The sequence below is a fragment of the Paenibacillus turicensis genome, from assembly GCF_017873435.1.
GTDB classification, from domain to species: domain Bacteria; phylum Bacillota; class Bacilli; order Paenibacillales; family Paenibacillaceae; genus Fontibacillus; species Fontibacillus turicensis.
Genome location: NZ_JAGGKG010000002.1, coordinates 195,805 through 208,946, shown reverse-complemented (window position 1 = coordinate 208,946; position 13,142 = coordinate 195,805). Strand labels below are relative to the sequence as shown.

Genomic DNA, 13,142 nt, shown 5'->3' with positions numbered 1-13,142 from the left:
TTTCTTAGTCATAAAGAAAGGTTTTTTTGTACTTGTTTTTTTTAATTCAAGTGTATATATTGTATATATACATGTATTACGAAATATACATTTAATGAATTAAGGAAGGTGAACATGAAAATCGTATTATCCTCATCCTCAGATGAGTCAATTTATTTGCAAATTGTGAGACAAATTCGGGAAAGCATTTTACAAGGTGAGTTGATGCCAGGAGAAGCGTTGCCATCGATTCGTCAGCTCGCTAAGGATTTACAGATCAGTGTGATTACAACGAAGCGTGCATACAATGAACTGGAGCAAGCGGGACTAATTGATTCAATTGTAGGTAAAGGTTCCTTTGTATCTGGTGGGAATAAACAATTTATTATCGAGCAGCGTACAAGAATGCTTGAGGATAAGCTAAGAGAGGTGCTTGCAGAGTGCCGAAGTTTATCCATAAGTACAGATCAGTTGATTCAAATGATTGAAGTGTTGCAGGTGGAAGAAGGGGGAGAAAACTGATGAATGCCGTAGAGTTGCAAGGTATTTGTAAAAATTATGGAAGCTACAAGACACTAGATCATGTGTCCATTGAAATACCTAAGGGGTACATTACGGGCTTAATTGGTCCAAACGGAGCTGGTAAAAGTACACTAATCCGAATGATGATGGGCCTAGTTTTGCCCGATGAGGGTGAAATTGTCGTTTTAAATAACAAAAATATGATGTTAAAAAACGGAAGCTATAAGAAGCAAATTGGTTATGTAGCAGATGAGAGTATATTTTATGACCATCTTAACGCAATCCAAATGAAAAGTATCATTGCACCATTTTATGATAACTGGGATAATTCCATTTTTAATAAATATATGAACTTGTTTGAGATTCCTTCAAAGAAGAAGCTACGTACCTTTTCTAAAGGTATGAAAATGAAGTTCTCCCTAGCGCTTGCTCTTGCGCAGCAGCCCTCCCTATTAATTATGGATGAACCAACAGCAGGTCTTGATCCGATTGTCCGTCGTGAATTGCTGGATATATTAGCTGATTACATTTTGGATGAAGAAAAAACCGTATTGTTTTCTACTCACTTAACGACAGATTTAGATAAAATTGCTGATTATATTGCTTTCCTTCATAAAGGCAAAATGGTGATGCATGATACAAAGGATCAAATTTTAGAACAATTTGTATTGGTCAAGGGGCCAACGAATATACTTGATGCGGATACACGTAAGGAGCTAATTGGCATAAGAGAAACGGCCGTCGGTTTTGAGGGGATGAGCAAGGATCGGCAAAGAGCAGTCTCTTTATTTGGTGACCAAGTCATTTATGAGCACCCTACATTAGAGGAAATTATGTATTACACAGTGAAAGGAGAAAAGGTCAATGTCTGATATGTTTAACCTTATGCGTAAGGAAATTATTATGATCAAAAATTACTTATGGTTTATAATAGGTTACTCACTTTTGTTTAGATTTGCTTTCCAAGGCCAACAAAACTTAATGCTGGAAGTACTTATTCCTTCAATGATTATTGTTATTGTTGTAGGAAGTGATTTAAAGCTAGCCTATCAGCAATTTCTAGTTAGTTTACCACTCAGTCGAAAAATGCTAGTCGCATCCAAATATGTAACATCATTAGTTCTTATTCTAGCTTCCCAAATATTGGTCGTTAGTGTTGATGCGTTAGTTTCTTTTGTGTTAAATGGAAGTTGGCAGTGGAATTGGGTGAATGCTCAATTAGGTGCTCTAATTATTTTGTTATTTTCATTTGTGTATTTACCAATCAGTTATTGGTTAGGTCATATTGGTGCCAAATATATAAACACCGTGATGATGGTTGGTGCTATGATTGTGAGTGGAATTTTTGGTGATATATGGCAAAAAAATCCGAATGCAACATGGATCATGTGGGCGAATACGCATCAGACAGCACTTATTATTTTTATTGCTTGTATATCACTGTTATTTGGCGTTATTTCCTATATTACATCGGTTTCCTTTTACAATAAAAAGGATTTTTAAATATAGGGTGTAGACTAGATCCCTTGGTTTTTGGGTAATATGAACGTGAGTAAAACCAAGGGAGTGTTTTATTATGACTACAGCACAATTTCACGATCAGGTTGCTATAATTACAGGGGCAGGCTCAGGAATTGGACAAGCGGCAGCAATGAGATTAGCACAAAGTGGGGCTAAGGTCGCTTTATTTGATCTTATTGATAAACGTACAGAGGCAACAAAGCAAACCATTAATGAGCGGTTTCCTGGACATGCTGAGGCTTATGATGTAGATATTACGAATGATTTGCGTGTTAAAAGGGCAGTGGAAGAGGTCGTTCAACAATTTGGTGGGGTGCATATTGTTTTTGCGAATGCAGGTATCAACGGAACACTTGCTCCAATTGAGGAATTAAGCTTAGAGGAGTGGCAGAAAACATTAGATGTGAACTTAAACGGGACATTTCTAACGGTAAAGCACACCGTTCCTTACTTAAAAAAGCAAGGTGGGAGTATCGTTATTACGAGCTCTATCAATGGAAATGATCGTTTTGCGGGATTTGGTATGTCTGCCTATAGCACAACAAAAGCAGGACAAGTTGCATTCTCTAAAATGCTTGCACTGGAGCTGGCAAAATATAACATACGTGTAAATGCCATTTGTCCAGGTGCGATCGATACCAATATTGATGCCTCTACTAAAATAAGTGAAGAGCTACGAGAAATCGTCATTCCAGTTGAGTATCCTGAAGGTTCTCAACCACTTGCACATGCCGCAGGTAAAGCTCATCAGGTGGCTGATTTAGTTGCCTTCTTAGTTTCTAAAGAAGCGAGTCACATTACAGGGGCGCGAATTGTAATTGATGGTGCCGAATCTCTCCTTTAAATTGTAATTCAGCCCTAGGAACATTTTAGAAATTAAAGCTACATTGCAACCTGCTCTTGCGTTTTTCTGCGTAAGGGCTTTTTACGTTGTCTATTTTTATTGAAAAATTATACAAATATTGTGATTTAACGTACAATCATCATTATAGGTTTTTTACGTTAGCTAAAAATCTGAAGGGAGAACAAGCATGGCGTTTATGATCGCACAACGGGCTTATTTAAAGCTGTTTTTAATTGGAATGGTGGAGAAGCGTAAAGGATATGGTTATGAAATGCTGGAGGAATTAAAGGAGCAGTTCCGTCCATTTGGTTATGTTCCTCCTCAAAGTGAAATTTATCGGGCATTACATGAACTTGTCCAAGAGGGCATATTATATCGAACGAAGCGATTAAAGGGGAATGATCCATCGATCGATTTTCAAGAAATTGTATTGTATCATTTCACGGAAGATGGAGTGACGAAAGCAGATTTATATAAAAAACAAGTGAAAATAGATTTGGATCGATGTCTTGGCATGTTAAACAAGGCAGTACATGATCATTACTAAATTGCTCGTCAATTTATGTAACTCATTATTATTTACTGAAAACTTGAAATTTACATGAAATTTGTATTGACAAATATCACACGATAAACGATACTGTTAAATAGAAAGTAACATTACTTTTAAACATTACTTTACAAAAATAAGCATAGTTAATCAGGAGGAATTATTTAGATGGCAAACGTATTATTCGTTAAAGCAAACAACCGCCCGGCGGATCAATCACCAACTGTACAATTGTATGATGCATTTCTTCAAAATTATAAGGAAGCTAATCCTAGTGATCAAATTACTGAGTTAAACTTATTTGAAGTTGACCTTCCTTACTATGATAACAACATGATGAATGGCTTGTTCAAGCTTGCTAATGGTTACCCAGTTATTGCTGAAGAACAACAAATGGCTGACGTTGCAAACAAATATTTAGATCAATTTATGGCTGCAGATAAAGTTGTATTTGCATTCCCTTTATGGAACTTCACAGTACCTGCACAATTAGTAACTTACATTGGCTACTTGAGCCAAGCAGGTAAAACGTTCAAATATACAGCAGAAGGTCCTGTTGGTCTAATTACTGATAAAAAGGTTGCTCTTCTTAATGCTCGTGGTGGCGTATATTCCGAAGGTCCAGCAGCATCTGTTGAAATGTCATTAAACTTTGTTAAAACAATGCTTGGCTTGTGGGGAGTTAACAATGCTGACGTGGTTGTTATCGAAGGACACAACCAATTCCCAGATCGTAAGGATCAAATCATTGCAGATGGCTTGAAGGCTGCTGCTGAGCTTGCTTCTAAGTTCTAATTAAAGGCTAAACAACACTCGAAAGTAATTAACGTAACTTAATTTTAGCTTAAAATCAAAGCATCCAGTACCTGGATGCTTTTTTTTATGGCATAATATATAACTAAAGAACAGGAGGACATATCATGAAATTTACTTTTAAACCTACTTTATCCAATGAAATCATTACCTTAAGACCATTTCGTGAAGGTGACATTCCAGCTATGCTTGAGATTATAACGATGCCAAATGTAAATAATCTAACGGGGGTATCTGATACCTTCTTGACAGAAAGAATTCAATTAACAGATGATGTAATACAAAAAACGACAGAGTGGTATAAAACAAGAAACAGCCAGCAGGATCGCCTTGATCTCGCGGTTGAATATAATGGTGTTGTGGTCGGTGAGGTTGTTATTAATTCATATGATGAAATAAAAAACCAGGCTAATTTCCGTGTGTTAATATCTGATGATTATGTCAATAAGGGAATAGGGAGCAACGCCTTAACATTACTTCTTCCTTATGTTTTTAATGAGGTTGGATTAAGCGCGTTAACATTAGATGTATTTGAATTTAATCCAAGGGCAAGCCATGTATATAAGAAAGTAGGCTTTGAAGAAATTGGGCGTCTGAAAAATGAAATCGAAGTTGATGGCCAAAGCTATGATTCCATTGAAATGATTTTAACACAAGAAAGATATCATGAAATTTATTAAGCTAACTAACTTTCTGCTGTATTAAGTTTAATTTTGCTTAGTGTACTTTGTGAAAAAAATGCTTATATTGTTGTAAATGAGATGTTGAGGTGAATATCTTCATGTTGATAGACTGGATGGTTATCGTTAAGCTGTGTATTGCTTTATTGTTTGGGCTTTTTATTGGCATTGATCGTCAATTAAAACAAAAACCTCTTGGGATCAAGACATGTATGGTCATTTGTATCGCCAGTTGCTTGGTAACGATTGTATCTATACAGGCCTTTCATAAGTTTTCAGGACCGGACCATCCTAACATGGACCCAATGCGTTTAGCTGCACAAATTGTTAGCGGGATAGGTTTTTTGGGTGCGGGTGCGATTTTGCGCAGAAGTAATGAAGGGATTTCTGGGTTAACCTCAGCAGCGATGATTTGGGCGGCTTCTGGCATCGGAATTTCGATTGGGGCTGGTTTTATTATTGAAGCTGCAGTTAGCGTTATTTTACTTATTGTTGCGGTGAACTTTATTCCACATGTATTTCGACTCATTGGCCCCTATCGTATAAACCAACGTGATGTTGGTGTTAAAATTGTAATGAGCGAGCAAGGGGATATTGCTGAGCTTGTACGTGTGATCGAAAGAAAAGGTCAAAAAGGAAAAGTGGCGAAGGAAAATGAACATCGTATTCATCGCCTAAAAATTAAAGATTTAGAGCAAGGACGCCAGCGTGTAGATATGGTTATTTCAGCTTCTGAGAAGGAATATGCTACAGATATTTATCAGTTTATCCGTCAAATTGACTATGTGATTAGTGTCGAAGTTGAGAACTTATAGTCGATGTGTACAGATCGTAATCAAATTTTAACCTTTTATTATCTAACTTCGCCATGTGTCATGATAAACTAGTAAAGACGTGCACTTTAGTCTAATAAAAGGATGATCCCAAATGAGTAAACAAATATTAATTGTAGATGATGACGAAAAAATAGCTAAGCTACTAGAAATATACCTCGTTAATGAAGGATTTAATATCTTTAAAGCTGATAATGGGATTACTGCATTAGAGATTGTTGACGAACATCCAATCGATCTCATTATTTTAGATATTATGATTCCTAAAATGGATGGTATTGCAGTATGCATGAAAATTCGTGAGAGTAGAACAACCCCAATATTAATGTTAAGTGCTAGAGATGGCGATATGGACAAAATTACGGGCTTAATGACAGGTGCGGATGATTATATGGTAAAGCCATTTAATCCACTAGAGTTGATTGCTAGAGTAAAATCCTTACTTCGACGTTCTTCCTACGCCATACAAAACAATCCTGTCCCGACGGACAACATGATTAAATGTGGGTCTTTGCTAATTGACAAGGAAACGCATACAGCAATGGTGGATGGTAGGCCAGTGAAGCTAACTCCTATTGAGTTTAGTATTTTGTTTTTACTTGCCAGCTACCCAGGCCGCGTTTTTGGTTCAGAAGAAATATTTGAATTGATTTGGAGAGATAAATTTATTGACAGTAGCAATTCGGTGACCGTACATATCAGTCGATTGCGAGATAAGTTAGAAAAAGAAATGGCTGGTGAAAAGCTTATTCACACTGTTTGGGGAGTGGGATATAAAATTGAAGGCTAGTCTTAGGTTTTTGGCGTGGCTGTTTTGGACAATCGTGACTTCCTTATGTTCCTTGCTTTTGTTAATTTTGCTCACTAAATTATTTTATTTTATGTTCCCAGAGGTTAGTTTATATAATTTACTGGCATGGATAAATAGAAATATTGGTTTTCCTTTGGCCTATTATATTTCCGGTGTCCCTATCCTTGTCCTTTTTTCCTTATACTTTTATCGCAGAAGCGTAAGAAGACACGAAAAAAAATATTTAAAGGAAATTATTGAACAGGTTCATAAAATTGAAGAGGGTGTTGTTCAGAAGATTACGGTAGAGCATGTCGGTGAATTAGGGCAGCTTGCAAGTGATATTAATCGGATGCTAGAACGCCTAAGAACATCGATGGAAGAGGAGCGAAGAGCAGAGCAAACCAAAAGCGAATTAATTACGAATGTGTCTCATGATTTACGTACACCGCTTACCTCAATTACGGGTTATTTAGGGCTCATTGAGCAGGATCATTATCGTGACGAGGTGGAGCTACGTTATTACGTGACGATGGCTTATGAGGAATCGATTCGTTTGCAGCAACTCTTACAGGATTTATTTGAGTATACAAGACTCCAAAATAAAGAAATGAAGCTAAATCGAACAACCTTAAATATAGTGGAGATGTTGTATCAGATTCGAGCGAATTTCTCCATTCAGCTTCAGGAAGCAGACATGGAATGTGATTTAAGGCTTACGACACAGCCCATTATTATATTTGCTGATGGAAATAAGCTTCGTCGTGTATATGAAAATTTGCTAAATAATGCGATTCGTTATGGGAATGATGGCAAACGTATTAATATTACGTGTTTCCAGGATGGAGAAGAAGTCGTGACAGAGGTAATAAATTACGGTGACCCTATTCCTGAAAATGATCTTCCTCATTTATTTGATCGGTTTTATCGTGTTGAAAAATCTCGTGCTAAAAATACGGGAGGTTCAGGAATTGGACTTGCGATTGCAAAGCATATCGTGGACCTGCATGGAGGTACGATTGAGGTAAGTAGTGATGAGAGCAGAACCGTGTTTACGGTTAGGCTGCCACAGGCTGATTTGTTTTAAAGTGAGACTGAAAATAAAGGACACAGGAGGGGTGCGACATTTGCACCTCTTTTTGCTGAAATATAAAATATGAAATTTGTGGAAAATGTTATTATGCTTAAAGGGGTGAAACATTATGGAATGTACAGTGAGAAATATCAAAGTTAGTTATGAGATTTATGGTGAAAAAGATGCTCAATTTCAGGTGTTTGAGGAAGATGTCCTTTTATTAAATAAGCTTAGTGAAGAAGAACGTGGTCTTTTCCATGCAGAAGGGATAATGTAATTCGAAATAATTATGTATGGGATAGGTATAAGGAAGAAGTCCTCCCAGGGTTAAAGATAGCAGATTCAGCGTTTTTGAAGAAGTGTACGGGAAAGTTTAGCTTTGAAGTGGATGAGCTTGAAGAGCCTTATTGTAAACCTACACTGATGCTTGCAGGAAGGCAAGACTCCATTGTGGGGTATCGTGGTTTATGGAAACTTATTGAGACTATTTACTAGTAGTCTGTAGAAAATAAATGTTGGGATTTTATATAATCTGCATCATTAAATCAACTGGTGTTGTTTTTGCTCATTATATGTTCCTTATTATTTCTTAATATATTTTTAATAAATATTTAGCAAGATATTAAACTCTTCCATTCATAATGTATTTATGAGATAGAGGAGGAAGTTGGAATGAACGCTACTGGTATTGAATGTATGTATCGCAATTATAGTCATGATATTTATCGTTATATATTGTATTTAAGCCGCAATCATCATATTGCTGAGGATTTGACACAAGAAGTGTTTTTTCGAGCATATAAAAATAAAGATCAGCTTGATGGGAAAAAAATGAAGGCATGGCTTTTACGTGTGGCACATAATTCTTATATTGATTTGTTACGGAAAGAAAATAGGTGTATTACGTTAGAAAATGAATATTTTCACGATTGTCCTTGTCTTGAAACGCCTGAAAGTAACATGCTTGCGAAGGAAACCTATGGTGAATTTACTAGCAAGCTAGCGATTTTGCAGCCCAGACAGCAGCAAGCCGTAATGTTATATGACATTCATGGGTATTCTTATCAGGAATCTGCACAGATGATGGGAATATCTCTATCCCAATTTAAAATTATTTTATATCGTGCTAGACAAAAACTAAAAAAAATGAGAGAAACAGCTTAAATTTTGAAGCGTTTCTTTTGCTTTTGGATGAGACATGCTTCATAATAAGAAAGGAATGTAACTGCAAAAAGGAGGCTGTGAAGCATGTCGAATGAGCTTAAACTTAACAGCAAGGTTACTTTGAATAATGGTGTACAAATGCCTTGGCTTGGACTAGGTGTTTTCTTGGCTAAAGAGGGAACTGAAGTGGTACAAACTGTAAAGGCTGCACTTAAGTATGGTTATTTAAGCATTGATACGGCGGCTGCCTATAACAACGAGGAAGGTGTAGGACGTGCGATTGCCGAGTCTATTGCAGAAGGCACTGTTGCTCGTGAAGATATTTTTGTAACCTCTAAAGTATGGAATAGTAACCAAGGTTACGATTCAACGCTGGCAGCATTTAATGAAAGCTTATATAAGCTGAACTTGGACTATTTAGATCTGTATTTAGTACATTGGCCTGTAAAAGGTAAATATAAAGAAACTTGGCGTGCTTTAGAGAAAGTGTACGCTGAGGGGAAAGTAAAAGCGATTGGGGTTAGTAATTTTCAGGTACATCATTTGGATGATTTATTGCAGGATGCGACGGTAGTTCCTGCTGTAAATCAGATTGAGCTTCATCCGTTGTTAGCACAACAACAATTAAGAGATTATTGTAAAAGTAAAAATATTCAGGTAGAGGCATGGTCGCCGCTAGGTCAAGGAAACTTGTTAGATCATGAATTACTGAAGAAAATTGCAGCCAAGCATGGAAAAACGACAGCGCAAATTATTTTGAGGTGGGATATTGAGTTAGGCGTGGTTACCATTCCTAAATCTGTTAAGGAACATCGCATTATCGAAAATGCAAATATTTTTGATTTCCAATTGGATGCTGAAGATATTGCAGCAATAGCTACATTAAATGAAAATAAAAGGTTTGGTTCAGACCCAGATAATTTTAATTTTTAAAAGTTTTATAAAAGTAAAGTTGAATCAGACTTACGTCTTGCTCTTAATGTACAATTGAAGTGAAGATAAAGAAAAGAAGTGAGAAACTTGTCCCGGACTAGCATGAAGAAATTCATCTGGACCGGGATTGTTATTGAAATGGGGGGGTAGCGTGAAATCATCGCGGGGATACGGTTATTATATATTTTGGATCATTGGTGCGATCTTACTCGTGTATTATGGAAATCAATTTTTAGATTATGTACAACAAAATGGTGGCACGCTGCACAAAATTAATTACATGATACTCGCCAAGATTGCTTATGGCCTAGTTTTAGGAGCGTATTTATCTCTGTTTGAAGGATGGCCAAAACGAAGGAAATTTCACAAACCGATGTTTTTAATCGTGTTTATTCCTAGTATGCTGTTAGTTTTGTACCCCATCATTAATATTTATGTTGAACTGCCTTATCATACCTTGTATCAGCAGGCAACAAAATGGGATGGTCAATTTTGGTTTGGTTTACTAGCGGGCTCAACTCTATTGAAAAGCTTGTTTGGAAAATAGTCTATTAGCAACACTATTAGGCTTTATCGCTAACGTGTTGCTTAGCAGACTTCACCATAACAAGGTAACAGAGGATGGCGATGATTTCTGCACTTGCAATGACAATCCCCATGGGTAGCGCATTATGATCACCAGCTAAACCAACAAGTGGTGCGACAGAAGCACCTAATATATATGGTGCAAGTCCTAGTAGTGCAGATGCACTACCTGCATGTTCATTTTGAGTTTGCATAGCTAATGAAAAGGTTGATGTACTTACCATTCCAACAGAGGCTACAACAAAAAATAGTGGAATAAGTAATAGGATAAGTGAACCTTGGGCTAATATAACAAAAAGTAAGCTAATCGCTGCAACTACAGCAACGGTTAAACCAATAAGAAGTAATCTAGCTTCCTTGATTTTTCCAGCAAGTCTACCCGTAATTTGACTAGCAAAAATAATACCTACACCGTTTAATGCAAAGATTAGACTATAGTTCTGCTCAGAAACATGATAAAGATTTTGTATTACAAAGGATGAGCCTGATATGTAAGCAAACATCGCTGCAGCAACAAAACCTTGGGATAAGCAGTAACCTATAAACCTTTTATCCTTAATTAATTTACCAAAGGTAGTTAGTGTTCCAGCCAATCCTCCAGATTGGCGTTTCGTTGTTGATAATGACTCAGGAAGTCCTAAAACAACCGAAATTGTCATAAGGACACCGATGATGCTTAAGGTTACAAATACTCCACGCCAAGATACATAATTTAGTAGCTGTCCGCCAAAAATAGGAGCAAGGATAGGAGCAGCGCCATTGATTAGCATTAAGGATGAATAAAATTTCGTTAGTTCAGTACCTGAGTATAAGTCCCTAACAACAGCGCGGGAAATGACGATTCCAGCAGCGCCAGCTAAACCTTGCATAAATCGAAACGTCACTAAAAGAAGTGCATTTGGTGCAAATACACATAGTAATGAACTGATGGCATAAATTATGAGTGAAACAATTAATGGCTTGCGTCTACCTAATGCATCACTTAGTGGTCCTGCTACAATCTGTCCAAGAGCAAGTCCAAGGAGACAGGATGTAAGACTGAGTTGTACGGCGGAAGCGGTGGTATGTAGATCTTGAGCTAACTTAGGTAGAGCTGGAAGATACATATCTAAGGAAAGTGGGCCAAATGCGGATAAAGCGCCTAAAATAAAAATTTTTTGGGTGCGGTCTTTTTTATGATTCATAATTGTAGCAACACTTCTTTCTAAAAATATTGACATTTTATCATTATACTTCAGTTCCTAAATAATTGTTAGTATCAATAAGTTGGATATATCAAACAGGATATTAGGTTAGGCAATGGGTCAAATTTTTGTTGTAATCATGTTAAGAATGGTATATCATTGTGCCTGCTAGAGGTGAACGGAAGGAGTGTCGCTTTAAATCTTTAATTATTGAAGATGCATTAGCAGGAGATTTGGCGCAAATTGTCGAAGTATACATTCAGACAATCACAGGACGGATGGTTACAGCGTTGGAATGCTACTAGGATTTGTTTTTGCTCACAACAACCTAGCCTAAAATTGCTACATAAGTTTATCTTCGAAGAGTAGATTGAAAACTAGAAAAATGAGGTGTACTGGATTGTGAGTGTGGCTGAACTGCTTAAGAAGCCAAAGGAACGTAAGCTGTTGATGAGTGCTGGATTAAGTTGGATGTTTGATGCAATGGATGTCGGGATTTTGTCGTTTATTGCTGCTGATTTGACCATAAAGTGGGGGCTGTCTCCGCAGCAGACAGGATTATTTACAAGTGTAAATTCAATCGGAATGGCATTTGGGGCAGCAATTGCAGGTTTTATGGCAGATAAGCTTGGCCGTAAAAATGTATTGCTGTGGACCTTGCTTATTTTTTCGATTGCCAGTGGATTGTCCGCAGCAGCGACAAGTTTCGCAGTTTTGTGTGTGTTAAGATTTATTGCTGGTTTTGGTTTAGGGGGAGAGCTTCCTGTTGCCTCAACACTCGTATCTGAATCTGTTCCTGCACAAGATCGTGGCAGAGCTGTTGTTTTATTGGAAAGCTTTTGGGCAGCAGGTTGGATTATGGCGGCATTAATAGCTTATTTCATAATTCCTGATTATGGCTGGCAAGCGGCATTCCTGATTGGAGCATTGCCTGCGTTATATGCACTATACTTACGTAGAGCCATTAAAGATTCTCCAAAGTTTTTGAATCAGCAAAATGGGTATAATGTAGTTAAGAAGCTAAGCTTCAGACAGTCCTTTGCCTCAGTGTGGCATGAAGAACATCGTCGTTCCACCGTGATGTTATGGATATTATGGTTTACAGTTGTTTTTTCATATTATGGTATGTTTTTATGGTTGCCTTCTGTTATGGTGCTCAAAGGCTTTAGTTTAGTGAAAAGCTTTGAATATGTACTCATTATGACATTGGCGCAACTCCCGGGCTATTTTACAGCGGCTTATTTTATTGAGAAATTTGGACGTAAATTTGTTTTATTTATTTATCTCGTTTTTACTGCGATTAGTGCAGTCTGGTTTGGAAATGCAACAACAGAATGGATGCTCATTGCTGCTGGAATAAGCTTATCCTTCTTTAACTTAGGTGCTTGGGGAGGAATGTATGCTTACACTCCAGAGTTGTATCCAACAAAAGTGCGTTCTACAGGAGTAGGCCTAGCCGCTTCCTTTGGTCGCATAGGTGGTGTCATTGCTCCGTATTTAGTAGGTGTGCTTGTTGCTGGGAAAATAAGTGTAGGTTACATTTTTTGGATATTTTTTGTGACTATTATTATTGGCGCACTTGCTGTTTTATTTTTAGGGAAAGAAACAAAGGGCCAAGAGTTAATTGACTAAATAATTAATGGTATTAACTAAAAAGTAACCGTTACGT

The 13,142-nt window shown here is 37.2% G+C and carries 18 protein-coding genes; 17 read left to right on the top strand and 1 reads right to left on the bottom strand.

Annotated elements, in window-relative coordinates:
* The first annotated feature begins 114 nt into the window (after positions 1-114).
* From J2Z32_RS03345 to J2Z32_RS03275, 15 genes are all read left to right on the top strand, one after another.
* The gene (locus J2Z32_RS03345; protein ID WP_210087740.1) at positions 115-501 is read left to right on the top strand and encodes a GntR family transcriptional regulator; all 387 of its coding nucleotides are present in this window, start codon (positions 115-117) and stop codon (positions 499-501) included.
* A complete protein-coding gene (locus J2Z32_RS03340; protein ID WP_210087739.1) occupies positions 501-1,373 on the top strand; it encodes an ABC transporter ATP-binding protein in 873 nt (290 codons plus the stop codon). The genes J2Z32_RS03345 and J2Z32_RS03340 overlap by 1 nt, the downstream gene beginning before the upstream one ends.
* On the top strand, positions 1,366-2,004 hold the full coding sequence (locus J2Z32_RS03335; RefSeq protein ID WP_210087738.1) for an ABC-2 transporter permease: 639 nt from the start codon (positions 1,366-1,368) through the stop codon (positions 2,002-2,004). The genes J2Z32_RS03340 and J2Z32_RS03335 overlap by 8 nt, the downstream gene beginning before the upstream one ends.
* A gap of 73 nt (positions 2,005-2,077) precedes the next feature.
* Entirely contained in the window at positions 2,078-2,866 is a 789-nt protein-coding gene (locus J2Z32_RS03330) for an SDR family oxidoreductase (protein ID WP_210087737.1), read from the top strand.
* Positions 2,867-3,053: 187 nt separating this feature from the next.
* On the top strand, positions 3,054-3,413 hold the full coding sequence (locus tag J2Z32_RS03325; protein WP_210087736.1) for a replication termination protein: 360 nt from the start codon (positions 3,054-3,056) through the stop codon (positions 3,411-3,413).
* A 171-nt stretch (positions 3,414-3,584) separates the two neighbouring features.
* Positions 3,585-4,211 (top strand): FMN-dependent NADH-azoreductase, encoded by a 627-nt coding sequence (locus tag J2Z32_RS03320; protein ID WP_210087735.1) that lies wholly within the window; start codon positions 3,585-3,587, stop codon positions 4,209-4,211.
* 125 nt (positions 4,212-4,336) lie between these two features.
* On the top strand, positions 4,337-4,909 hold the full coding sequence (locus J2Z32_RS03315; RefSeq protein WP_210087734.1) for a GNAT family N-acetyltransferase: 573 nt from the start codon (positions 4,337-4,339) through the stop codon (positions 4,907-4,909).
* A gap of 101 nt (positions 4,910-5,010) precedes the next feature.
* Positions 5,011-5,724: an MgtC/SapB family protein gene (locus tag J2Z32_RS03310; RefSeq protein WP_210087733.1), complete on the top strand. Its 714-nt coding sequence runs from the start codon at positions 5,011-5,013 to the stop codon at positions 5,722-5,724.
* Between the two features lie 112 nt (positions 5,725-5,836).
* Entirely contained in the window at positions 5,837-6,532 is a 696-nt protein-coding gene (locus J2Z32_RS03305; protein WP_210087732.1) for a response regulator transcription factor, read from the top strand.
* A 10-nt stretch (positions 6,533-6,542) separates the two neighbouring features.
* Positions 6,543-7,619 (top strand): sensor histidine kinase, encoded by a 1,077-nt coding sequence (locus J2Z32_RS03300; RefSeq protein ID WP_245251149.1) that lies wholly within the window; start codon positions 6,543-6,545, stop codon positions 7,617-7,619.
* 115 nt (positions 7,620-7,734) lie between these two features.
* Complete coding sequence (locus J2Z32_RS03295; protein WP_210087730.1) at positions 7,735-7,884, top strand: hypothetical protein; 150 nt, start codon at positions 7,735-7,737, stop codon at positions 7,882-7,884.
* A gap of 74 nt (positions 7,885-7,958) precedes the next feature.
* Positions 7,959-8,102, top strand: a complete 144-nt coding sequence (locus J2Z32_RS03290) for a hypothetical protein (protein WP_210087729.1) — start codon at positions 7,959-7,961, stop codon at positions 8,100-8,102.
* Positions 8,103-8,279: 177 nt separating this feature from the next.
* Complete coding sequence (locus tag J2Z32_RS03285; RefSeq protein WP_210087728.1) at positions 8,280-8,771, top strand: RNA polymerase sigma factor; 492 nt, start codon at positions 8,280-8,282, stop codon at positions 8,769-8,771.
* Between the two features lie 84 nt (positions 8,772-8,855).
* On the top strand, positions 8,856-9,704 hold the full coding sequence (locus J2Z32_RS03280) for an aldo/keto reductase (RefSeq protein WP_210087727.1): 849 nt from the start codon (positions 8,856-8,858) through the stop codon (positions 9,702-9,704).
* A gap of 151 nt (positions 9,705-9,855) precedes the next feature.
* Positions 9,856-10,251, top strand: a complete 396-nt coding sequence (locus J2Z32_RS03275; protein WP_210087726.1) for a hypothetical protein — start codon at positions 9,856-9,858, stop codon at positions 10,249-10,251.
* 16 nt (positions 10,252-10,267) lie between these two features.
* Here the strand turns inward: J2Z32_RS03275 and J2Z32_RS03270 are convergent, their stop codons facing one another.
* Positions 10,268-11,473 carry a multidrug effflux MFS transporter gene (locus J2Z32_RS03270; RefSeq protein WP_245251148.1) on the bottom strand — a complete coding sequence of 402 codons (1,206 nt, stop codon included), beginning with the start codon at positions 11,471-11,473 and terminating at the stop codon, positions 10,268-10,270.
* A gap of 161 nt (positions 11,474-11,634) precedes the next feature.
* On the opposite strand from J2Z32_RS03270, the gene J2Z32_RS03265 reads away from it, so the two are divergent.
* Positions 11,635-11,778, top strand: coding sequence for a hypothetical protein (locus J2Z32_RS03265; RefSeq protein ID WP_210087724.1), 144 nt, complete (start codon positions 11,635-11,637; stop codon positions 11,776-11,778).
* 145 nt (positions 11,779-11,923) lie between these two features.
* Positions 11,924-13,105, top strand: a complete 1,182-nt coding sequence (locus J2Z32_RS03260) for an MFS transporter (RefSeq protein WP_210087896.1) — start codon at positions 11,924-11,926, stop codon at positions 13,103-13,105.
* The last annotated feature ends 37 nt before the right edge of the window (positions 13,106-13,142 follow it).